Annotated in this window: 20 protein-coding genes; 12 read left to right on the top strand and 8 right to left on the bottom strand. The window is 49.7% G+C overall.

What is annotated here, in order from left to right; genetic code table 11:
• Positions 1 to 69 precede the first annotated feature (69 nt).
• Complete coding sequence (locus tag CRO74_RS26780; RefSeq protein WP_097130611.1) at positions 70 to 444, bottom strand: co-chaperone GroES; 375 nt, start codon at positions 442 to 444, stop codon at positions 70 to 72.
• Positions 445 to 576: 132 nt separating this feature from the next.
• Entirely contained in the window at positions 577 to 786 is a 210-nt protein-coding gene (yidD, locus tag CRO74_RS26775; protein ID WP_097131134.1) for a membrane protein insertion efficiency factor YidD, read from the bottom strand.
• 85 nt (positions 787 to 871) lie between these two features.
• Between yidD and lgt the strand changes: the two genes are divergently transcribed.
• From lgt to CRO74_RS26755, 4 genes are all read left to right on the top strand, one after another.
• Positions 872 to 1,717, top strand: a complete 846-nt coding sequence (lgt, locus tag CRO74_RS26770; protein ID WP_097130610.1) for a prolipoprotein diacylglyceryl transferase — start codon at positions 872 to 874, stop codon at positions 1,715 to 1,717.
• Positions 1,718 to 1,918: 201 nt separating this feature from the next.
• The gene (locus tag CRO74_RS26765; protein WP_097131132.1) at positions 1,919 to 4,060 is read left to right on the top strand and encodes a S9 family peptidase; all 2,142 of its coding nucleotides are present in this window, start codon (positions 1,919 to 1,921) and stop codon (positions 4,058 to 4,060) included.
• Between the two features lie 64 nt (positions 4,061 to 4,124).
• Positions 4,125 to 5,783: a M1 family metallopeptidase gene (locus CRO74_RS26760; RefSeq protein WP_097130608.1), complete on the top strand. Its 1,659-nt coding sequence runs from the start codon at positions 4,125 to 4,127 to the stop codon at positions 5,781 to 5,783.
• Between the two features lie 169 nt (positions 5,784 to 5,952).
• Positions 5,953 to 6,570 carry a transposase gene (locus CRO74_RS26755; RefSeq protein ID WP_097130606.1) on the top strand — a complete coding sequence of 206 codons (618 nt, stop codon included), beginning with the start codon at positions 5,953 to 5,955 and terminating at the stop codon, positions 6,568 to 6,570.
• Between the two features lie 63 nt (positions 6,571 to 6,633).
• Here CRO74_RS26755 and CRO74_RS26750 read toward each other — a convergent pair whose 3' ends face one another.
• Both CRO74_RS26750 and CRO74_RS26745 read right to left on the bottom strand, forming a co-directional pair.
• Positions 6,634 to 7,581 carry a carbohydrate kinase family protein gene (locus CRO74_RS26750; protein WP_097130604.1) on the bottom strand — a complete coding sequence of 316 codons (948 nt, stop codon included), beginning with the start codon at positions 7,579 to 7,581 and terminating at the stop codon, positions 6,634 to 6,636.
• A gap of 122 nt (positions 7,582 to 7,703) precedes the next feature.
• Positions 7,704 to 9,233, bottom strand: a complete 1,530-nt coding sequence (locus tag CRO74_RS26745; protein WP_097130602.1) for an MFS transporter — start codon at positions 9,231 to 9,233, stop codon at positions 7,704 to 7,706.
• Between the two features lie 122 nt (positions 9,234 to 9,355).
• On the opposite strand from CRO74_RS26745, the gene CRO74_RS26740 reads away from it, so the two are divergent.
• The 4 genes from CRO74_RS26740 to CRO74_RS26725 all read left to right on the top strand — a co-directional run bounded on the left by CRO74_RS26740 (position 9,356) and on the right by CRO74_RS26725 (position 16,606).
• Positions 9,356 to 10,792, top strand: a complete 1,437-nt coding sequence (locus tag CRO74_RS26740) for a BamA/TamA family outer membrane protein (RefSeq protein ID WP_097130601.1) — start codon at positions 9,356 to 9,358, stop codon at positions 10,790 to 10,792.
• Positions 10,793 to 11,027: 235 nt separating this feature from the next.
• Positions 11,028 to 12,980 (top strand): SPFH domain-containing protein, encoded by a 1,953-nt coding sequence (locus tag CRO74_RS26735; RefSeq protein ID WP_097130599.1) that lies wholly within the window; start codon positions 11,028 to 11,030, stop codon positions 12,978 to 12,980.
• Positions 12,981 to 13,104: 124 nt separating this feature from the next.
• Entirely contained in the window at positions 13,105 to 14,859 is a 1,755-nt protein-coding gene (locus tag CRO74_RS26730) for an ABC transporter ATP-binding protein (RefSeq protein ID WP_097130597.1), read from the top strand.
• Entirely contained in the window at positions 14,843 to 16,606 is a 1,764-nt protein-coding gene (locus CRO74_RS26725) for an ABC transporter ATP-binding protein (RefSeq protein ID WP_097130595.1), read from the top strand. Before CRO74_RS26730 ends, CRO74_RS26725 begins: the two co-directional genes overlap by 17 nt.
• Here the strand turns inward: CRO74_RS26725 and CRO74_RS26720 are convergent, their stop codons facing one another.
• Positions 16,607 to 17,539 carry a sterol desaturase family protein gene (locus tag CRO74_RS26720; protein ID WP_097130593.1) on the bottom strand — a complete coding sequence of 311 codons (933 nt, stop codon included), beginning with the start codon at positions 17,537 to 17,539 and terminating at the stop codon, positions 16,607 to 16,609. It lies immediately after the preceding gene.
• Between the two features lie 206 nt (positions 17,540 to 17,745).
• Here CRO74_RS26720 and CRO74_RS26715 point away from each other — a divergent pair, with 206 nt between their 5' ends.
• Positions 17,746 to 18,330, top strand: a complete 585-nt coding sequence (locus tag CRO74_RS26715; RefSeq protein WP_097130590.1) for a hypothetical protein — start codon at positions 17,746 to 17,748, stop codon at positions 18,328 to 18,330.
• A gap of 103 nt (positions 18,331 to 18,433) precedes the next feature.
• Here CRO74_RS26715 and CRO74_RS26710 read toward each other — a convergent pair whose 3' ends face one another.
• Together CRO74_RS26710 and CRO74_RS26705 are read right to left on the bottom strand one after the other, a co-directional pair.
• Complete coding sequence (locus CRO74_RS26710) at positions 18,434 to 19,504, bottom strand: branched-chain amino acid aminotransferase (protein WP_097130589.1); 1,071 nt, start codon at positions 19,502 to 19,504, stop codon at positions 18,434 to 18,436.
• 180 nt (positions 19,505 to 19,684) lie between these two features.
• Complete coding sequence (locus CRO74_RS26705) at positions 19,685 to 20,242, bottom strand: cob(I)yrinic acid a,c-diamide adenosyltransferase (protein ID WP_097130587.1); 558 nt, start codon at positions 20,240 to 20,242, stop codon at positions 19,685 to 19,687.
• Between the two features lie 186 nt (positions 20,243 to 20,428).
• On the opposite strand from CRO74_RS26705, the gene CRO74_RS26700 reads away from it, so the two are divergent.
• The 3 genes from CRO74_RS26700 (at position 20,429) to tyrS (ending at position 23,524) form a co-directional block, all read left to right on the top strand.
• On the top strand, positions 20,429 to 20,938 hold the full coding sequence (locus CRO74_RS26700; protein ID WP_097130585.1) for a hypothetical protein: 510 nt from the start codon (positions 20,429 to 20,431) through the stop codon (positions 20,936 to 20,938).
• Positions 20,931 to 22,160 carry an S-adenosylmethionine:tRNA ribosyltransferase-isomerase gene (locus tag CRO74_RS26695; RefSeq protein WP_097130583.1) on the top strand — a complete coding sequence of 410 codons (1,230 nt, stop codon included), beginning with the start codon at positions 20,931 to 20,933 and terminating at the stop codon, positions 22,158 to 22,160. Before CRO74_RS26700 ends, CRO74_RS26695 begins: the two co-directional genes overlap by 8 nt.
• Before the next feature lie 62 nt (positions 22,161 to 22,222).
• Positions 22,223 to 23,524, top strand: a complete 1,302-nt coding sequence (gene tyrS / locus CRO74_RS26690) for a tyrosine--tRNA ligase (protein ID WP_097130581.1) — start codon at positions 22,223 to 22,225, stop codon at positions 23,522 to 23,524.
• Positions 23,525 to 23,596: 72 nt separating this feature from the next.
• Here the strand turns inward: tyrS and CRO74_RS31850 are convergent.
• Positions 23,597 to 23,820 (bottom strand): hypothetical protein (locus CRO74_RS31850; protein ID WP_218840239.1); only part of this gene is annotated, 224 nt, incomplete at its 5' end.

Here is a 23,820-nt window from a genome sequence, read left to right as displayed (position 1 = left end):
TAGTGTTTGCTGTAAAGCGGCTTCCCGGCCGCTGTTTGTTGATACATTGGCGGCCGGGAAGCCGCTTTTTTATAAATCTTCCAGACGTTCCAGCATCAGGATCGACCCTTGCGGAACGATTACGTATTGCTCACCTTCGTACTGCAATTCGATGGCGTTGCGTTGTAAGTAAAGCGCTACATCGCCTTCCTGCGCCTGAAGCGGCATGTATTTTACTTTCTCTTCGGTTTCCTTCCAGGGCTCATCCTCAGCTTGTGAAGGAATGGGATAACCCGGACCTACTTTAATAACATACCCGGACTGAACTTGTTCTTTTTCCTGCACCGTTGGTGGCAAATACAGGCCACTCGTTGTGCGGTCGGATGGGTCTTTGGGTTTAATCAGAACCCGGTCGCCTACCACGATCAGGCGTTTCAGTTTATTGTCAGGAGTAATGCCAATCATAGTAATCAAGAAGAGTAAGTCGTTCGTCTAAAGCTGTCAGAGGCTGGTCAAAAATCGGGCAAATCTCGATAGCAAGTCAAAATGTCAGCGAAATGGCACAATAGGCTGACTACCAATAACTGACAAATTTTCTTAGGGAACCGGGTCGTAGCCATGACTGCCCCACGGATGGCAACGGCCCATTCGCTTCAGGCCCATCCAGCCACCGCGAATAGCACCGTGTTTCTGGATAGCCTCCACCATGTATTGCGAACAGGTGGGTGTATATCGGCAGGCATTCGGGAAGTAGGGCGATACCATGGCCTGGTAAATTTTGACCAGCCCGATCAGAATTGACTTCATCATGAACACGTAAACACGAAAACAACCAAAAACTTTCCCGCAATCTGTATCTTTGCCAATATCCCGTGTAATACACTCTTTTCTCATGCTTCAATACGTTATCTGGGAGGTTAATCCCGAAATTTTCCACGTTGGCTCATTCTCGGTGCGCTGGTACGGGTTGCTTTTCGCACTGGGTTTTTTGATCGGTATGCAAATCATGAGCTATGTTTTCAAGAAAGAAAATAAGCCTCTTGCCGATACCGATTCGTTATTGATTTACATGGTCGTCGCTACCATTCTGGGGGCTCGTATTGGCCATTTTCTGTTTTACGAACCGGAGGTGTTGTTGCATCATCCGCTAACCGTTGTTACCCCGCCCTTTGCGGGATTAGCCAGCCACGGCGCTTTAGTTGGTATTTTACTGGGTCTTTGGCTCTATTCCCGTCGCAAGGAAAGCCGCCTGACGAATCAGACATTCTTGTGGGTAACCGACCGTATTGCTATCGTGGTGGCACTGGCCGGAGCCTGCATCCGGTTTGGTAACCTGATGAATTCGGAAATTGTGGGTCGTCCAACGGATGTGCCCTGGGCGTTTGTATTCATGAACAACAACGAGTACGCCAAAATACCCCGCCATCCGGCCCAATTGTACGAGTCGCTGTCGTGTCTGGTTCTGTTCTTTGGCCTGTTGTGGTTCTGGAATCGGCATAAAGAGCGGACGCCACGGGGGAGTATGCTCGGTATATTCCTGATCTGTATTTTCGGACTCCGCTTCTTCTACGAATACCTGAAAGAAAACCAGGTTGCGTTCGAGGATAGTTTACCACTTAATGTTGGGCAACTTCTAAGTATTCCGGCTGTATTGTTGGGTATTTATTTTCTTGTTCGCAGCTATCGCCTGCCTGTTCCGACTTCTGTTTCGGAGGAACCGAAAACAGTTCAGTCGTAGCGCCGACCGTTCTTTATAGGTGAGAAACCTAAATGCTCAATAAGATGGGTTCACGGAAATGGTGTATTTTTGACGGTGTCTTACCTCAATCATACACTTCATTCTGTGAACCCATCTTCGTTTAGGTTACGAAAATTACTACCCGCCTTACTCATTGGCTTTATTACCGTTGAGGCAACCGCTCAGGTGCCCGGCCGTCAACTGCACTGGACCACCGATGGCAATGCCTACGCAGCGGTTGAACAGGGTGATCTGGTAAAAACGGACATCAAAACGGGCCACAAAGCTGTTTTGCTGGGAAAAGATAAACTTCGTCGGCCCGGCAGTGATCAGCCTATGCCCGTGGCTGATTTTGCGTTCACCCCCGACAGCGCATCTGTACTGGTTTTTACGAATACCGCCCGTGTTTGGCGATACAACACCAAAGGCGATTATTACCTGATAAACCGGGCGAGCGGACAGGCCCGGCAATTGGGGCAAACGGCCGGAACCGTCAGCAAACGACCTAGTCAATCGTTGATGTACGCAAAACTGTCGCCGGATGGGCGGATGGTGGGTTATGTGAGCGAGCATAATCTGTTTGTTGAAGACGTAGCCAGCGGAAAAACTACCCAGCTGACGACAGACGGCACCCGCAAACGTATCAACGGCACATTCGACTGGGTGTATGAAGAAGAGTTCGGTTGCCGGGATGGGTTCCGGTGGAGCCCCGACAGTAAACAGATTGCTTATTGGCAGGTAGATGCTACCAAAATCAGGGATTACCTGATGCTGAACACCACCGATTCGGCCTATTCGCACGTGGTTCCGGTCGAGTACCCGAAAGTGGGCGAAAGCCCTTCGCCCACTCGCATTGGAGTGGTTTCGGTAACGGGCGGCCGGAATGCCGTACCACCAACAACCTGGCTTAATATCCCCGGCGATTCGCAGCAACATTATTTGATTCGTCTGGAGTGGTTGCCCACCGGTGGCAGCGTGATTGTACAGCAACTGAACCGCAAGCAGAACGAAAGTAAGCTGTATGTTTGCAAGGCGGGTGGTGCATCCGTCACGCCAATATATACCGAAACGGACAAAGCCTGGATTGATGGCAAAGCCCGCTGGAGCCGCGATGATCCAAGCGGCTGGGAGTGGCTGGAAAATGGCAAATCGTTCGTGTGGGTGTCGGAAAAAGACGGCTGGCGTCACCTCTATCGAATCAATGTCGATGGAAAAAAAGAAACCCTGCTGACACCAGGCGCGTACGATATTGCCACCATCAGCCACATCGACGAACCGACCAATAGAATCTATTTCATAGCGTCACTGGAGAATACGAACCAGCGGTACCTGTATCGGACCAGTTTGGACGGAAAAGGCAAAGCCGAGCGCATAACCCCCGCTGGGCAATCGGGAACGCACAACTACACGATTTCGCCAAACGGGAAGTTCAGCCAGCATACGTTCACGAACTACCAAACGCCACCTACGCGGGAATGGGTTAGCTTGCCCGACCACAAAGCGGTTAATGAAGCCGAAAGTATTGCCGCCCGTGTGAAGCCGGTTGCCAAATCGAACATCAGTTTCTTTACGCTGAAGACCGAAGACGGCGTTTCGCTCGATGGCTGGATGGCCAAGCCTACTGACTTCGATAGCACGAAGAAGTACCCGGTTGTCTTTTACGTTTACGGCGAACCAGCGGGTAGTACAGTGAATGATGACTTTTCCATCGGTCAAAATCGGCTCTTTCAGGGCGACATAGCTAAGTCGGGCTACATCTACGTGGCCCTCGATAACCGGGGAACGCCCAACCTGAAAGGAGCGGCCTGGCGCAAGTCGATCTACCGGCAAATTGGGCGCGTCAACATCCGCGATCAGGCGATGGGAGCCCGGAAGTTATTTTCTCAACACGCGTTTATCGATACCAGCCGCGTCGCCGTTTGGGGATGGAGTGGGGGCGGGTCCACAACTTTGCACCTGTTATTTCAGTACCCGGACATTTATAAAACAGGCATTTCCATTGCCGCCGTTGGTAATCAATTGTTTTACGACAACATCTACCAGGAACGGTATATGGGGATACCACAGGAAAACCGGGAGGATTTTGTAGCGGGTTCGCCCATTACGTACGCCAAAAATCTACGGGGTAATCTGCTCTACATCCACGGTACCGGCGATGACAACGTACACTATGACAATGCCGAAGTGCTTATTAACGAGCTGATCAAACATAACAAGCAGTTTCAGGTGATGCCTTATCCGAATCGGTCGCACAGTATCAATGAAGGAGAGGGTACGACCCAGCATCTACGCACCTTGTACACAAACTACCTACTCAAAAACTGCCCTCCGGGACCACGTTAATGATTATTTGTCGGGTGATCGGGGAAATATAAACCGGTTACCTGACTACCGACACTGAACTATAATGCGAAAACATACCCCGAAAACTGCCATTACTTTCCGCCTGATTACACTCGTGTTGCTGCTTCCTTTTCTGGCATCGGCGCAGCGCTATGAATTTACCCACGACGACACGCTTCGTGGCACCATTACACCCGAACGGGCCTGGTGGGACCTGGCGTTTTATCACTTAACCGTTCGTGTGCAACCAACAGACAGTACCCTGAGCGGGTCAACGCTGATTCGATACCGGGTGCTAAAACCGGGCCAGACTATGCAGGTCGATCTACAGCGCCCGTTAAAGGTGATGCGCGTTGAGCAGGATGGGCAGTCACTGGCCGTTCGGCAGGATGGCAACGCGTATTTCGTGACGCTCACGAAGCCGCAAAAAGTTGGTCAGACAGAGTCGATAACGGTTTTTTACGGCGGTAAACCACGGGTTGCCAAACGGCCACCCTGGGATGGCGGTCTGGTCTGGTCGCGCGATAAGTCAGGGAACTGGTTCATTGCCACCGCCTGCCAGGGGTTAGGTGCCAGCGCCTGGTGGCCCTGCAAAGACCATATGTACGACGAGCCGGATTCGATGGCGATCAGCGTCACGGTTCCCGAAGACCTGACCGATGTATCGAATGGACGGCTGCGCCGGGTAACGACGAACAATGACCATACCCGCACATTTGACTGGTATGTGGTCAATCCCATCAACAATTACGGCGTTAATCTCAACATCGGTCGCTACGAACACTGGTCGGAAACGTACACCGGCGAAAAAGGCCCGCTGGCGTTGAATTATTACGCCCTGCCCGAACACGTCGACTCCGCCCGGACCCAATTCAAGCAGGTGCCTAAAATGCTGAAGGCGTTTGAGCACTGGTTTGGGCCGTATCCATTTTACGAAGATGGTTATAAGTTGGTTGAGACACCTTACCTCGGTATGGAGCACCAGAGTTCAGTGACGTACGGTAACCGGTTTCGGAATGGTTATCTGGGCCGCGACCTTTCGCGAACGGGTTGGGGGCTTCTGTGGGATTTTATTATCGTACACGAATCGGGTCATGAGTGGTTTGCCAACAACATTACCTACAAGGATGTGGCCGACATGTGGATTCATGAAAGCTTTACCAACTACTCGGAATGCCTGTTTACGGAGTACTATTATGGAAAAGATGCCGGGGCACAGTACGTGATTGGGTGTAGGGCCAACATTCGCAACGACCGGCCCATCATTGGTATTTACAATGTAAATCATGAGGGGTCGTCGGACATGTATTATAAAGGAGGAAATATGCTGCACACCATCCGGCAACTGGTGGATAATGATGCGAAGTGGCGGCAAATTCTGCGTGGTCTGAATAAAACGTTCTACCATAAGACTGTTACCTCAGCTCAGATCGAGCAGTATATGAGTCAGCAATCGGGGGTTAATTTAAAACCCGTATTTGACCAGTATCTGCGGGATAGTAAAATCCCCGTTCTCGAATACCGACCGGTTGCGGGAGGCTTTCAGTATCGCTGGGTCAATTGTGTTAATGAGTTTGCCATGCCCGTCAAATTATGTCTGGGCGAGTCGGGGCCTTATGTGAAGGTGCAACCGACTTCGCAGTGGAAAACAGTGTCGGCAAAAAATGAAACCCTCCTGACTGTCGACGCCAATTATTATGTGTTAAGTAAGCTGGTGCCATAGTTGGTGTACTGTTAGGTGTTGATTGCTTTGCAAGCGTAAATAGGTTGGTAGCCATCAATGATGAGTAATGGCTGTATGACGTTAAATCAAAAAAGTAGCCATCGTGCAGACAGGACGTGTAGCTTGCGGAGGATTAATGAATGATCGAATCCTTATCTACAATTCTACCATGCATACGAAACTATACCTGCTGGCGGCTGGGCTCTTGCCTGTCATGTTGCTTACGAACTGCGGAGGAAATAAAGAAGAAGCCAAAGACGAAGCGTCTGTATCGACCTTAGGCGCCGTGAGTGCCATGAAAGAAATGGCGGCTCAGGCCGAAGAAATGCAGAAAAACGGCCCAGTAGCAACGGTTGACTTTCGGGCACTGAAAGAATTATTGCCTGCTGATGCCGATGGACTGGCTCGGAAAGAAGCAACCGGCGAAAAAAATGGAGCTGCTGGTTTCTCCATCTCCACGGCAAATGGTAAATACGCGAACACCGACGGCACCGAAACCATAGAAATATCCATTGTGGATGGAGGTGGCTCGGCTATGATGATGGGCTTAGCCGCCTGGTCGATGATGGAAGTGGATAAAGAAACCGAAAATGGTTATGAGAAAACCAGCACAATTGGTGATAATAAATCGTATGAAAAATACGATACCAGCGGTAAAGACGGCGAATTAAATGTGTTGGTCAACAAGCGCTTCGTCGTAACGGTCAAAGGCCGTGGCGTTAGCATGGATAAGATGAAAGCCGCCCTGGAAGATGTTGATCTCGATAAACTGAGCGATTTAAAGTAAACCAGTTAAACGGCAGAAGGCCCTGGTTACGAATTCGTAATCGGGGCCTTCTGCCGTTTAACTTTATTCAAACTGATCGTAAAGCAGCTTTCGGTCAACTTTATCCGGCAATGGCCCTTGTCGGGTAAGTTTCATTTTTGCCAGAGCCGCTCCTGCGTGGGCGCAGTTTCCCGGTGCGTATCCATCCAGATAGGCAGTTAAGAAACCTGCCCAGTAGGCATCACCAGCGCCGGTAACATCGACAACATCTATCTTTTTGCCCGGTATCCGCGATTGTTTAGCCCCGCCATCATACGAAACCAGGCTCCCGTTGGGCCCCAGGGTTAGGCAAATCATCTTAGCGCCCATCTTATGGAAATCCTCAAGTACCCGATCCGGCGTCTGCGGGCTGCCGTAAAGTCGTTCGGCATCGTCTTCACTGATTTTTACCAGTGCCCCGGCTGAGCAATAATCACTGATTACCCGCCACGCCTGATCACGATCGGGCCATATGCTGGGGGCGTAGTTTGTGTCGATCGTTACCTGACAACCGGCGGCCTTCGCACGTTTGGCGGCATCTACAATAGTGTCCTGTGCCGGTTGCTGGCTGAGGGCAAAACAGGTTGTATGAAATAACTGAGCCTGAGAAAGCAACGAATCGGGCAGTTGTTCGGGATGAATGCGGCAGTCTGCATGACGGTAGGCTACAAAATCGGGTGTGCCCGCCGTTCGGGAAACCAGTACGATGCTGGTGGGTGCCAGTGGGTCGTACGTGATAAATTGGGTATCTACCCCGGATTCTTCAATCTGGCGGGTCAGGAAGCGCCCAATGTTATCGTTGCCTACGCAGGAGACCAACGCAGTCGGATTACCTAGCCGAGCCATGTTAGTGGCCATGTTAGCCGGACTACCGCCCTGGTAACGGCGAAAATCCTGAGCATCCAGTAAACTGTTTGAAACATGGTGGCCAATCAGATCGGCCAGGAGTTCGCCGACCGAGAGAAGGGCGTAGGGGCGGGGTGAGGTTGTCATGTAAATGAATTACGACCGCACGGGCGGCTTCGTTACGATACACGAATTACGGTTTTTCCCGGCGTGGAAAAAAATCGTAATGAAGCTGCCATACGGTCACAGGCAATAAATTCGGTTTAAGTTTAACCAAGTTCAACGGGAATGGTAGGTTCGTCTGTCGCTTTGATCTCTTTTACCAGAAAACAGGAAGCGGCTGCCAATAAGAGACAGATACCAGCCAATACCAGTGCGTTGCGCGGATCGTCGCCCAGCAGAGGTTTGTAATAAAGGGGTACAGTGAGCATACCAATAAACTGTGGCACACAAATAAAGCCATTGAATATGCCCATGTAAACGCCCATACGTTCTTTGGGAACCGCACTGGCCAGCATCAGATAAGGCATTGACATAATAGACCCCCAGGCAAACCCGATAATCATCATGCCCACAAGATAGACCAACTTATCCGAGGAGGTAAGGGTCAGGAAGAAGCCCATCGCCCCAATGGTGAGGAATAGCGCATGGGTAGCCCTCGCACTGCCCAGAGCTTTGGCAATACGTGGAATAAAGAACGAAATAACGGCACAGGAGATGCTAAACATGGCAAAGCAGAGGCCACCCCATTTAGTACCTTCTTCAAAGCCAACTTTATTGGACACGGCATCCGGGGCGTTGAAGGCATACCGGGCCACGGCCAGCGATAGATACTGCCACATAAGCGGCAATCCATACCAGGTGAAAAATTTGACCCACCACAACTGTTTCATAACGGTTGGCATGGCCGAGAGCGAAGCCAGTATCTCTTTGAAAATAGGCAGCATCAAGAGTAGATAACTGAATGCAAACACACCCAGTCCCCATAGCGAGCCCGTAACCAGACCACCAATTCGTGCTGCAAAAAAGAAAGCCAGAATGGCCCCGCCCAAGGCTAACGCCAGGTGCCAGAACGAAATCGACTTCTTTTCTTCATCGGTGAAAACGTGTGGTTCTTTATATTTATCATTAACGGGCGGGTATTCTTTCGTCGTACGGATTGTCCAGAACACCGAGATCAGAATAGCCGCTGCCCCAATGTAGAATGGATAACGCACTGAGTTGGGAATCCCATTAGCCAGTTGATCTTCCGACATGACCATCGATATACCCAGAAGAGGCAGCAAATAGGGCATCAGATTCGCCAGGGTCTGTCCAAAGCCAACCATAAAGGATTGTATGGCAAAACCGACAGGTCGTTGTTTGTCATTGAGCATGTCGCCCACAAAAGCCCGAAAGGGTTCCATGGCCGAATTTAGCCCCGCATCAAGCATCCACATCAGTCCCGCAGCCATCCAGATGTAGGACGAGTTGGGCATAAAAATCATGGCAATACTTCCCGCCAGTGCCCCTACCAGGATAAACGGTTTCCGTCGGCCCCAGCGGGGCGACCAGCTCTTATCCGAAATGGCACCAACGATAGGCTGGAGCAATAGCCCCGTGAGTGGACCGGCGAGCCAAAGTCCTGGAATAGAGGCTTCGTCGGCTCCCAGATACCGATAAATTGGGCTCATATTGGCCTGTTGAAGTCCAAATCCATATTGAATGCCTAGAAATCCGAAACTCATATTCCAGATTTGCCAGAAGCTCAAACTGGGTTTACCGGTGGCCTTCGGCTTCTGAATATTTCCTGTTTGCATCGATTGCGCTATATTTATAGAATGGTTGTTTATTTCAACGAATAGCCAACAATAATACGTACTGATTTGCAGCATACGGAGATATACTTGTCTTATTTTTTTGAAAAGCCGTACTTTTGAGAATGATTCCGAAAAAGTGGCTGCTCTGTATTCTGGTACTTACAGCTTTTTTAGTAACCTCTTTTGCTGCAACGGCCGACACGTCTGTTGATTCGACGCAGAAAGCTATTGTGCGGGCTGTTTACTTAAAAGGGAACTACCGCACCCGCGACCGAATCATTCTTCGGGAGATGACGCTTCACATGGGAGATTCCGTTCGGCTGGCCGATTTGTCGGGACGTATTGCCTGGGATCAACGGAATATCAATAACACTACCCTGTTCATTACTGTCGACGTAACCAGCGAATTTATCCCCGCCGTAGACTCTACTCAACTGGCCCAACTGGACATAACGGTAACCATGAAAGAGCGATGGTACTTCATCGCTTACCCGGTCTTTGATCTGGCAGACCGCAATTTCAACGAGTGGTGGTACGATCGCGGGCACGATTTTCGACGGGTCATTTATGGCGGGCATCTTAGCTACCGCAACGTGACGGGCAACAACGACAGGCTACAGGTTGTCATTGAACGGGGGTTCCTGCAACGAACCATCCTGTCGTATTCCAAACCCTATATCGACCGGGCACAAAAAATTGGTTTGCGGGCCGATGTTGGCTACATAACCAATAAAGAAATCCCGTTTCGTACCCAGTTTGATAAATGGGTTTATGTAAAATCGGAAGATGTACTTCGCGAACGCGTTTACGCGGCACTAATCCTGACGCACCGGCGTGGCCTGTACCATTACCACACCCTCGATACGCGTTACGTCCGCAACACCATTGCCGATACCATTGCCCTGCTGAACCCCGACTATTTTCTGGATGGTAAAACCCGGCTTCAGTTTCTGGCTATAAATTATATGTATCGATACGACCGGCGCGATAATATCGTGTACCCCTTGCAGGGCACCTTGTTTTCGGCAGGCATTGGTGTATCGGGTGTTCTGCCTCGTGACAACTTTCATTTTCTCGACCTGAATACATCGGCTACGCGGTACTGGCCATTGGGCAAACGATTCTATCTGGCCGGGAGTGTACGTCTGCGGAGTACGTGGCCTGTCCGCCAGCCTTATTTTACGCTGCGTGGCCTGGGTAGTGGTAACGATATGGTGCGGGGCTATGAACTCAACGTGGTCGACGGGCAACGGACGTTCATCTGGCGTAATAGCGTACGGTATCAACTCTTCAATGTACGCAAGCAACTCAACTGGTTGCATGTGCGGCAGTTCAATACCGTGCCTGTGGCCGCTTATATTACGGCTTTTGGCGATGCGGGCTATGTGAGCAGCACCGTGGCCGAACAATACCAGAGCCAACTGGCTAACAAACTTTTGGCAGGCACTGGCATGAGTCTGGATATTGTTTCCTTCTACAATCTGGTCATGCGTTTCAGCGGTACTATAAACGCGCAAGGCAAAGCCGGTTTCTTCTTCAATCTGGCGCAGGATTTATAGGGTATTTACCAACGTGCCAGCACCTCCCCACTCATCAATTCCCCTGCACAATTTAGGTCTTTAGTAGCCGATTATCCGATTTCTGTCACGCGCTATTCGGGGGAATTATACATTTGACCCGTCAATCTGACACACTTATCCTTCACTCCGATGTAGGCGCTCTGTCTTCATTTTTCGACTCATAGTCGGACTGTTTTCTATCTCATTTCTTAACCACTAAAACCCCGTTTCATTCATGGAGTTTTTATCCTTTATGTCTACCTGGTCCTGGTTGATCGGGTTATTGCTCGCGGTTGTACTGTACAAACTAGTTCTCCGCTTCCTGTTCGGTATGGTCATCGTGCCTGAAGACCGTATTGGTCTGGTGACCAAAAAATATGTACTCGTTGGTGCCGACCGGGGCTTACCCGATGGGCGCATCATTGCCACAAAAGGTGAAGCCGGTTATCAGGCACAAACCCTGGCCCCTGGCTTATATTGGTGGCTTTGGCCCTGGCAGTATGGCATCACTATGCAGCCGTTTACGGTTATTCCGGAAGGTAAAATCGGGCTGGTTCTCTCCAACGATGGGGCCGAACTGCCAACGGGTAACATCCTCGCCCGGCGGGTAGAATCCGATAACTTTCAGGATACCGAGCGGTTCCTGAACAGTGGCGGGCAAAAAGGCCGACAAACGTCGGTGTTGACGCCAGGCACGTATCGGATCAACCCTTATGCATTTACGGTTACCATTGCCGATATGACTGTTATCCGGGAGAATATGGTGGGTATTATCACCACCCTCGATGGAGCACCTTTGCAACCCGGCCAGATTGCCGGTAAGAACGTAGAAGGACACAATAACTTTCAGAACGTCGATTTCTTTTTGCAGAACGGCGGTAACCGGGGTCTGCAACCGCAGGTGGTGCTGGCCGGGTCCTATTACATTAACCCTTGGGCCGTTCAGATTGAGGAGATTCCCATGACCGAAGTGCCCATTGGCCACGTAGGAGTGGTGATTTCGTACATCGGCGAAGACGGCGAAGATGTTACGGGAGCAACATTTAAACACGGGAACATTGTGAAAAAGGGTTTCCGGGGTGTCTGGATGGAACCCACCGGACCGGGCAAATACCCCATCAATACGTTCACTATGAAGGTAGAGGTGGTACCAACAACGAACCTCGTGCTCAACTGGGCCAACGCCCGTACGGAGTCACACGCACTGGATAGAAACCTTTCGACCATTACGGTACGGTCTAAAGATGGTTTCCCGTTCAACCTCGATGTGGCGCAGATCATTCACATCCCTTCCGTGGAGGCCCCCAAAGTGATTGCCCGCTTTGGCAGCATGACCAACCTGGTGTCGCAGGTGCTGGAACCCACCATCGGTAACTATTTTCGGAACTCGGCCCAGGACTCGGATGTGATTGCGTTCCTGAGCACCCGGAAAGAACGGCAGGAAGCGGCCCGTGAGCACATCCGGGCGGTGCTCGAAGTATATAACGTCAACGCCGTTGATACGCTCATCGGCGACATTGTGCCGCCCGATAGTTTGATGAAAACCCTCACCGACCGGAAAATTGCGCAGGAAGAAGAAAAGACCTACGAAACGCAGCGGATGGCGCAGGAAAAACGGCAGGGTATGGAACGCGAAACGGCCCTGGCCGATATTCAGCGCGAAGTGGTGAAGGCGCAGCAAAGTGTTGAGATCGCCCAGCGGACGGCCGATGCGGCCGTCAAAAAGTCGGAAGGGGAGGCTCGTAGTCTGAAATTACAGGTTGGTGCTGAATCCGAAGCCACCAAAGTTCGGGCGGAGGCTAACGCAGAAGCGCGTCGTCGGCAGGCGGCCGCCGATGCCGAAGCCACTAAACTGACGGCCGACGCCGAAGCGGAGCGGATAGCCAAAACCGGTACCGCCGAAGCCGAGAAAATTCTGGCCATCGGCCGCTCCACGGCGGAGGCTTACGAACTACAGGTGAAAGCCATGGGCGACGAGAACTTTACGCGCTTCAAAATCACGGAGGAAATTGGCAAAGGACATATCCGCGTCATTCCGGACATCGTGATCAATGGCACGGGCAACGGCACCGAAGGGTCACTCAATGGCCTGATGGGCTTGAAACTGCTCGAACAGATCGAAGAACGCAAGACGGGAAAACCGACAAAGATTGTCGATATAACAAAGCCAACCGCGGAGAAAGAGTAAGTAGAACGTGTGGTGAACCGTAATTTGTAGCGTGTAGAACCCGGCTTTCCTGTCGAGGTACTACACGCTACTGTTGCAATTATCTATCTTTGTTCATCAAAGAACCTCACCACCAGGACTTGCTATGGATAAAGATGCGTCGCAGAAAGGAGCGTCGAAGAAACCATCGTCCCCGTTAATAGGCCTGCTCAAGCCCTATGCCCGCCCCATTTTTCTACTTATTCTCCTCGCGCTGCTTAGCAATGGAATAAATCTGGTGCTGCCAATGCTGATCGCGCACGGTATTGACGATTATGCCGCCGGTCGGTTTGTCCTGCGCACGATGCTTCTCGAATTTCTGGTAGCCTCGGTACTTATCCTTGTTTTTACGTACCTCCAGAGCATTGTTCAGACGTACGCATCGGAACGGGTTGCGCGGGATGTGCGAACGAAGCTGGCGGCCAAAATTTCACGGCAAAATTTCAGCTACATTCAGCAAACCAATCCGTCCCGCTTATTGACGAACCTGACGTCGGATGTTGATTCGATCAAGCTGTTTGTCTCGCAGGCCATTGTGTCTATTGCCTCGTCTCTGTGCATCATTATCGGCGCGAGTATTTTACTGATTAGTATTAACTGGCAGTTGGCACTGGCGGTGTTGACCATTGTACCGATCATTGGCGTTACCTTCTATCTGGTTCTGAAAAAAGTTCGGGTATTGTTCAAGCGTAGCCGAGAGGTGATCGACTGGCTCAATCGGGTGATCAACGAAAGTATTCTTGGCTCGGCCATTATCCGGGTGCTAAACTCGCAACAGCTTGAATACGACAAATTTCTGGCGGCTAATACCGAAGCAAAAGACCTTGGCTTGTCCATTTTACGGTTGTTCGCGGCCCTTATTCCCATTATCAGTTTTACCGCCAACATGGCCGCGCTGACGATTCTGGTGCTGGGCGGGCACTTTGTCATTACGGGAAGCATGTCGCTGGGCGATTTTGCCGCGTTTAACAGCTACCTCGCCTTACTGATTTTTCCGATTGTCGTGATCGGTTTCATGAGTAATGTCATAGCGCAGGCTTCTGCTTCGTACGAGCGCGTTAATCAGGTGCTGCAAGCCGTCGAAACCCTCCAAACCGGAACACTGACCGCGACACTGAAGGGTGATATTGACCTGGAAAATGTATCGGTTTATTATGGCGAAAAACCGGCGTTGAAAAATGTGTCGTTCTCGGTAAAAGCCGGAAGCCGAACGGCCATTGTCGGGCCAACGGCGGCCGGAAAGAGTCAATTGCTGTATCTGCTCACCGGACTAATCAATTCCAATTCAGGCAGTGTGCTGTATGACGGCAAACCCATTGCCGACTATGATGAGGATTCGTTCCATCAGCAGGTTGGGTTCGTCTTTCAGGATAGCATTATTTTCAACCTTAGTCTCCGCGAAAACATTGCGTTCAGTGACACCGCAACCAACGAATCGCTGGCGAAGGCGATTGCTACGGCGGAGTTGCCGGAATTTATTGATTCACTGCCGGAAAAACTTCAGACGGTTGTTTCCGAACGGGGCAACAGCCTGTCGGGTGGGCAAAAGCAGCGGATCATGCTGGCACGGGCACTGGCATTGAATCCCCGCGTATTGTTGCTGGACGATTTCACCGCTCGGGTGGACGCCAGTACGGAGCAGAAAATTCTGGCGAATGTGCAGCAGAATTACCCCGGCCTGACACTGCTGTCGGTAACTCAGAAAATCGCGCCTGTCGAGGATTACGAGCAGATAATCCTGCTGATGGAAGGCGAAATTGTTGCCAAAGGCACCCATGCCGAACTCCTGTTGAGCAGCCCCGAGTACGTTCAGATTTACCAATCCCAACGCAGCACCAGCCAGTATGAAGTACGATCTTAATCAGGCTACGGGGCCAAAAGCGGAAAAAAACGCCACCTATAAAGCCCTCCGCAAACTACTGGCCTTAATTGACGACGAACGGCAACGACTGATTCTGGCTTTTGCTGCTATCCTGGTGAACTCAGGTCTGACACTGGTAAGCCCCGTGCTGATCGGTCACACAATCGACAACTATGTTCAAAAGAAGGATTACAATGGCATTCTGATAAATGCGGGTATTCTGATGGGTATCTACATCGTTGCGTTCGTAACCAATTACGTGCAAACACGTTTGATGGGCGGCATAGGGCAGCGTACACTGTTCAAACTTCGGAACGCGGTGTTCAATAAACTACAGGAACTGCCTGTGGCTTTCTTCAACCAGAACAAAGCAGGAGACCTGATTTCCCGAATCAATAACGACACCGATAAGCTGAATCAGTTCTTCTCGCAGTCGTTGATGCAGTTCGTTGGGAGTATCTTCATCATGACCGGCGCGGGTCTGTTTTTGTTGTTCATTAAGTTACCGCTCGGAGCCGCTGCGCTGTCGCCTGCCATTCTGATGTGGGTTTTCACCCAAGCAACCTCAGCCTGGGTAAAGCGAAAGAATGCCGCGAACCTAGAAAGCGTAGGGAACCTGAGTGCCGAAATTCAGGAGAACCTGAACAACTTCAAGGTCATCATTGCGTTTAACCGGCGCGATTATTTTCGGAGACGTTTCGATGACGCCAATCAGCAAAGTTATCAGACAGCCGTTGGGGCGGGGCTGGCCAATAATGTGTTTACGCCCGTTATTGGCATGGCGGCCAATCTGGGCCAGCTTATCGTACTGACCTTCGGTATTTACCTGATCTCGACGGGCAATTTTACAGTTGGTCTTCTGATCAGCTTCTTCTCGTACGTCAATAATTTTTACAACCCGCTTCGACAACTGGCGGCTTTGTGGGCCAACTTTCAGGTAGCCTTAGCCGCTTGGGATCGTATTTCGCATCTGTTGTCTATGCAAACAGATTTGCTACCGGTCGCAAATTCCGCACCGGTACAAACGTCGGCTCTGCTTTCCTTCCAGCATGTTTCGTTCAGTTATCCCGATGGAAAAGAGGTGTTGCACGACATCAGTTTCGAGTTGGCGCGGGGCAAGACGTACGCGCTCGTTGGGCCAACCGGGGGCGGCAAAACGACCACCGCATCGCTCATGGCCCGTTTGTACGACCCAACCAGCGGAACCATTTTGCTCGAAGGAAACGACATTCGTTCGTACACACCCGAGGAGCGTACCCGTAAGATCGGCTTCATTTTACAGGAACCCTTTTTGTTTACGGGCACAGTGCGCGAAAATATTCTTTACGGAAACGAGTCCTATCAGCACTATTCGAATGAAAAACTCGCGGAGGTTATCCGGGAGGCCAATCTGGAAAACCTGGTCGAGCGATTTGACGAGGGGCTGGACACAGCCGTTCAGAATGTCGGGGATGCCATCAGTCTTGGCCAGAAACAGCTTATTGCCTTTATGCGGGCCGTTCTGCGTAACCCCGACCTCCTCATTCTGGACGAAGCCACTGCCAACATCGACACCGTTACGGAGCAACTATTGGACGAAATTCTTCAAAAACTTCCCGAAAAGACAACCCGCATTATCATCGCGCATCGACTGAACACTATTGAGAGTGCCGACGAAATATTCTTCATCAACTCAGGGCAGGTTAGCCCGGCGGGCTCGCTCAACGATGCCGTCGATATGCTGCTGCATGGCAAACGGGTGAGCTAATCAGGCCGTCACAGGCGCTTCTTTCTGCTGCTGACGTTCCAGCTCCTTTTTTTCTTCGGCAATTTTTACGGGGCTACCGAAGACGTAGAAAAACTTCTTGCGGAACCCCTTCGCTCGTTTCACATCACTTACCATGTCGGTAATTTCGTGGAAATTGATAAAGAACGGATTGGCTTTGTTGGTGATGTTTGTTGTGACGCCGTAGATGACTGGCTCTTCTTCTGGCTGGAAGGTGCCAAATATCCGGTCCCAGAAAATGAATGTTGCCCCAAAATTCTTGTCGATGTACTTCTCCTGCGAGCCGTGATGTACCCGGTGATTGGAGGGCGTGGCAAAGATGTACTCAACCCAGGCGGGCATTCGCCGGATGTATTCGGTATGCACCCAAAATTGGAAAAGCACGGCAATCTGATTGGTCACGAAGAAAATGATCGGGTGAAAACCCATGAAGGCGACGGGTAAAAAGAAAATGATTTTCAGGTGCTGAATCCAGCTTAGCCGGTAGGAAACCGTCAAATTGTAATGCTCTCCGGAGTGGTGAACAATGTGTGTAGCCCACCAAAAGCGTTGCTCGTGCGATACCCGGTGCGCCCAGTAACTGAAGAAATCATAAATAATATAGCAGGGGATAAGCGTCCACCATTGTAATTCCATGCGCCAGGGAATGAGGTTATAGATCCAGATGCACATGTACAGCAAGCCCAGTTTCAGCGCTGCCGTAACGACCAGATTCCCCAGACCAACCAGGATTGACCCAATCGTTTCCTTCTTTTCATAAAACTCTTTCTCCTGATAATACGTAACGGCCATCTCGATAACCGTGAAGAACAGCATAACCGGAACAGCCCATAAAATGATATTAGGAATGTTTTTCTCGATGTTGTGTATACTGTCGAAAGGAATTTTTTCGGCACCAAATAAAGAAAAAAGCATAATCGTAGCTCGTCGCGAACGCGTGTTATACCTTAAAGAACTACGTTTTTTAATTTGGGTTTATCTATAGGATCTATTGGTTAGATAATTTAAAGATCACCTACCTAAAATACAATACTTGATAAAGCGCTTGTAATCGGGCAATTTCTTCATGATATACCCTAAGCCATCTCAATGATTACCTTTGTCTAATCAATTAAACGAATATGAATCGATATTTTCTTACACTCGCTGTTTGTGCCTCAACGCTTGTGTTTACAGCCTGTGGTGATCGAAAGAAGAGCGACTCTACATCGGTGGATTCAACGGCAACGACCTTATCATCCGCTGATGCAACTTCTACCATCGCCATAACCGGACATCTGGCGGACTTAGGCCTAACCCCCAACAGTCATTGGCGCGGTATCAACCTCGGCGATGAGTTCACGAAAGTAAAAGCGGCTGAGAAAGGGGAGCCATTTGAGAGTGACGCTGATCACATCGGCTATACCATTGAGTTAAAGAGCCTAGAATCGGCGGATGTACTGTATTATCAAACAAACTCGAACGTATCTGCCATTGATGTTGATCTATTTCTAAACAGTCGTCAGGCTGTCAGTGATTACCAGAAAGAACTGGGCGCGTATTTCACGGCGCGTTACGGTGCGTCGAAACCCGCTGAAGGAGGCACGCTCTGGACAGGTCGGCAAGGGGAGCAGATTGTTCTGAAAGACGTTTCGAAAGGAAAAGATTTCGGTTTGAAAGTTAAGATTGGACCAGCCAATAGCGCTACGACAGCCTCTGTGAAGTAAAACATTCTTAACAGAGTTTCTGTAAAACAAGAGTCAATACCCAGAAATATAAAAGCCTCAACTGCATGGTTGAGGCTTTTATATTTCCATTATATCAACGAATCTATACGTGGTGCATCCAGCCAAATGTATCATCTATTTTGCCGGTGCGCAGATCAGCCAGGTAGTTTTTAACTTTAACGGCAAACGACTCTTCCGGCGCAAACTCGGGCAGCATGTAATCTTTACCGTTGTAGCCAATGAGCGAATAAGGCGATGAACCCACCGCTGTGCCCGCACCGAAGGCCTCGGTTAAGCGACCGTTCTCAATAGCACCGATCACCTCGTCGATAGACACCAGCCGCTCTTCTACTTCCATACCCCAACTCCGGGCAATTTGCAGAATAGAATCGCGGGTCACGCCTTTCAAAATTGAATCGGAAGTGGCTGGAGTTATTAGTTTACCATCAATGACGAACATGATATTCATCGTACCCGATTCCTCAATGTATTTGTGTTCGCGGGCATCGGTCCAGATCAATTGGTCATAACCTTGTTGCTGCGCCATGAGGGTTGGGTATAGCGAGCCACCGTAGTTACCGGCGCATTTGGCATAACCAACGCCACCCGGTGCCGAGCGGATGTATTCGGTTTCAACCTTCAGCTTTGGCGGATTCGAGTAATACGCACCCACCGGGCAGGTGAAAATGCAAAAGCGGTACGTCTTGGAAGGCGCTACGCCCAGATAGGTATCCGTCGCAAACATGTAAGGACGTACATAAAGCGAACTGTCGGGGGTGTTGGGAACCCAGTCCGCATCGACGCGCAACAGCGCTTCCAGGCCACCGATGAATACTTCTTCGGGTAAGGTGGCCATGCACATCCGCCGGGCCGATTCGTTAATACGCTCAAAGTTCGCGTAAGGACGAAATAGAGAAACCTGACCGTCCTCATTTTTAAACGCTTTCATGCCTTCAAAAATAGACTGGCCATAATGCAGCGACGACAGAGCAGGGCTTAGCGTGAAATTGTCGAACGGCACAATCATTTGATTTTGCCACTGACCATCTATAAAATCGGCCACGAACATGTGGTCCGAAAAATGTTTGCCGAAAGGCAGATGGTTAAAATCTACCTCCTGAATGCGAGAGCGTTCCGCTTTCCGCAGTTCAATTTGTAATACGTCTGTCGTCATAACTGCTTGTGGTTAATGAGTTAGCCTGTTTGTGAACTGGCTGAGGCAAAGCTAAAAAATTAGATTGAGTAAGTTTAGTTGTCAAGACAACTTTTTTTTGAGTGGCTAGATTGATCCCATTTCGCATACCGTACTTTCGAGATATAGCGAGTGAAATGAGACCCGTCAATTAACTTAAAATCAGACTCTTGGTTGCCAGGTTACTTCTTCGGCGTTCAATTCCTGTGCCATTTTACGACTCAACACAAAAAGGTAATCAGATAATCGATTAACATATTGTAAAACGAGTTCGTCTACAGCACCATTCGTCTCGTCGTTCAACGAAATAATAAGCCGCTCAGCCCGGCGGCAAACCGTCCTGGCAAGGTGGCAGAAGGAAACGGATTCATGACCACCCGGCAACACAAAGGCCCGAAGCTCAGGTAACTCGGCATCCATAGTGTCCATGCCTTGCTCCAGCAGCGTAACATCCTCGGGGGTGATAGCAGGCATTGGCCGCTTGAGGTTCTTTTCAGGATCTGTAGCCAGTTCTGAGCCAATGGTAAAAAGCCGATCCTGAATCTCTTTCAATAAATCCTTACGACCATTATTTACGGGCTGGTCACGAACCAAACCTATCCAGGAGTTCAGTTCGTCCACGGTTCCATAGGTGTCAATCCGTAGATCACTTTTCGATACTCTGCGCCCGCCAATCAGCGCCGTCTGGCCTTTATCACCTGTTTTTGTGTAAATCTTCATACGCTACCGAAACCATTATGCTTAACAAGGGGCTAAGCTAACGGATTTCCCCCGTTCGGGCCTTACCTTTGCGCCCTGATTTGAAAAAGCCAGATGTAAATTTCATAAAGTGGTTGTAACGATGACTTAGGATCTAAAAGGATAATTCGTCATTCAATCGTTCACTATTTCACGCATTGTATTTAAATGAAAGCAGGTATCTTCTTTATCCGGGTATGGCGTATTCTCTCCATTGCCGGATTCTTATTCGCTCTTTTCAGTAGTTACATTTCGTATCCCGATGCGGTAGCCGTTCGCTTCGACGAGCAGAATCACCCTATCCAGACCCTGGGTCGCGAAACAATTTTCTATCTGGCCATCGGTATTTTTATCATCAACAATACCTTGATAAATCTGGCCTCCCGGTTGATTGCTAAAGTGCCGACCGACAAACTTCCGATACCAAATCACGATGTCTGGGCAGCGAATCGGCCAAAATTGAATCTTCTTTTTAAGAACTGGTTCAGCTTACTGATGTCGGCTATTAATACAATAGTTGGCCTGGGACTATTGGTCCTCTCGTTCCTCAACCGGTCCGACCGGCCAATTCGGGCTGTCGAGTATGCCTGGTTGTTACCCCTAAGTACGGCTATCCTGATTGCCGTACTGGCGTGGTTGCCCATCCGTTTGTTCATGAAACCCGGTGATGATGACTAATTCGAATGAGTTGTTGTTGAGCGAATTTCAATACGACTTGCCCGATAGCCGGATAGCCCGTTTCCCATTGCCCCAGCGCGATGCATCGAAACTGCTTCTCTACAAAGGTGGGAAGGTGAGCCACAACCGGTTTACGGATTTGCCCGATCTGCTGCCGCCGAATAGCTTTCTGGTATTTAATGACACAAAAGTCATACCGGCACGGCTGCACTTTGCTAAACCGACAGGGGCTGTTATTGAATTGTTCCTGCTAAGCCCATTTCCAACTGAACCTGGCGGAGAGCCTGCGCCAATCTCGCTGGCTATGGAAGCAACGGGCACGACCATTTGGCAGGGTATGATCGGTAATCGGAAGCGATGGAAACAGGATGAATTGCTGGTAACCTCGTTTCCTACGCCCGAAGGGGAGGTTATTCTTACCGCTTCCTGGTATGATTACGAGCAGTCGGCTGTTCGACTAAGCTGGCAACCTGCCAAGCTGACATTTGCACAGCTTGTCCAGTATATAGGAGAGATCCCCTTACCGCCCTACCTCAAACGGGAAGCCACCGCCACCGACCGGGAAACGTACCAGACCGTTTATTCAAAACAAGAGGGTGCCGTAGCCGCGCCAACCGCTGGACTGCATTTTACACCGGCTGTATTCGAGGCATTAACCAATAAGAATATCAGCCATGACTACCTTACTTTACACGTTGGGGCCGGAACGTTTCAGCCCATTAAGACGGATGATGTCAGGCAGCATCACATGCATACGGAGCAGGTCGTGTATACGCAGGCCAATTTGACGAATCTCCTGAATCATCTGGATACGATCATAGCAGTGGGTACTACATCCATGCGAGCGTTGGAAAGTTTGTATTGGATGGGCACTAAACTGGTGCGAAAGGAGTCGAATCCGTTTCAACTCGATCAACATTATGCATACCAACTTCCACCCGACAAGCAACCCATTGTAGCCGATGCGCTTAAAGCTGTTCTAGATTATCTGATCGCTATGAATAAAGAGTCGGTTGTGGCACATACGGGTATCTATATAACACCCGGCTATCGAATCAGGCTGTGCAAAGGTCTGGTGACTAATTTTCATCAGCCGGGTTCAACCCTCATTTTACTGATTGCTACCCTGATTGGTGATAACTGGAAGACTGTATATAAGGAAGCTCTCGAAAACGAGTACCGTTTTCTGAGTTATGGCGACTCGTCCCTTCTTTTACCGTAAAGAATTAATTTTGCAAACTTAACGAGTGAACCGGCGGCCCGGTTTTACTCTTTTTTTTACTTATGAATTTTATTGACGAACTCCGCTGGCGTGGTATGTTAAACGACATGACCCCCGGCACCGAAGAGCAATTACAGAAAGAAATGACAGCGGCTTACATTGGCTTCGATCCAACGGCTGCGTCACTCCACATTGGAAATCTGGCTACCATTATGCTACTTGTCCATTTACAGCGGGCAGGGCATAAGCCATTCGCACTCGTTGGGGGGGCCACTGGTATGATTGGCGACCCGTCGGGCAAAGCGGCCGAACGGGAATTTCTTTCGGAAGAAACGCTGCAACGTAATCAGGAAGGCATCCGGCAACAGCTAACTAAGTTTCTCGACTTCGATTGTGGCGATAACTCCGCCGAGATGGTCAATAATTACGACTGGTTTAAAGAGATTTCCTTCCTGGGCTTTCTGCGGGAAGCCGGAAAGCATATTACCGTCAATTATATGATGGCAAAAGATTCGGTGAGGAAACGGCTCGAAACGGGTATTTCGTTCACCGAATTCTCATACCAGTTGTTGCAGGGATACGATTTTTACTGGCTCTACAAGCATAGGAATGTACGTCTGCAAATGGGAGGTTCTGATCAGTGGGGCAACATAACCACCGGCACCGAATTTATCCGGCGCAAAGAGGGGGGGGGCGACAATCAAGAAGGAGGTCATCAGGCTTTTGCCCTGACCACACCACTAGTGACCAAATCGGATGGCACAAAGTTTGGGAAATCGGAAAGTGGGAATGTCTGGCTTGACCCGACGCTTACTTCGCCATACCAATTCTATCAGTTCTGGCTTAACACGGCTGATGCTGACTGCCCACGCCTTATTCGTGTTTTCACCTTATTAACGCGTGAGGAGATTGAAGAGCTGGAACGGCAGCATAACGAGGCACCGCATCTGCGAATCCTTCAAAAAGCAATTGCAAAAGAAGTAACGACCCGAATCCACTCAGAAGCCGGGTACGACCTAGCCGTAAAAGCGTCTGAAGTACTATTTGGGAAAGCAACTCTCGAAACATTACGCTCCATACAGGTGGATGAATTCGACGTTATTTTCGAAGGAGTACCACAAACCGAAGTATCGGCAGAAGAACTGGCCAACAGTAAAGATATTACGGACCTATTATCCGTAGCCAGTAGGGGCGAGGTATATGCATCGAAGGGCGAGGCAAGGCGGGCGATTTCACAAAATGCGGTTAGTATTAACAAAACGAAGGTGTCTGATCCATCCGCATCTGTTGACCTGGAATGGCTTCAAGACCGCTATGTGCTGATCTCAAAAGGCAAAAAGAACCATTTGTTGAAAAAATTGTAAAGAATTTTCATTGGTTAAGTAATTGATAATTGGGTGTTTACCGAATAATGTTTGGTAAACACCCAATTATTTTCAGAACAGGTCTTGACAAGGGTGTAAAATCAGCCTACCTTTGCACTCCCAAACATCGGGAATGAGTTGAAAGCATAAGCGAAAGCCACTGGCAATCAATTCATTACGTGCAAAGCCCTGAAAATCAATGTAAAAATTTATTTTCAGATTTACTTGACAAACAAAAAAAAGTCTCGTACCTTTGCACTCCCAAACAATAAGGGAGATTGACAAAAAGAGATTAA

This window comes from Spirosoma fluviale, assembly GCF_900230225.1.
In the GTDB taxonomy this organism is placed as follows: Bacteria; Bacteroidota; Bacteroidia; order Cytophagales; family Spirosomataceae; genus Spirosoma; species Spirosoma fluviale.
Note: the sequence above shows the minus strand (reverse complement) of the source record. Positions and strands in the feature narration are given on the sequence as shown.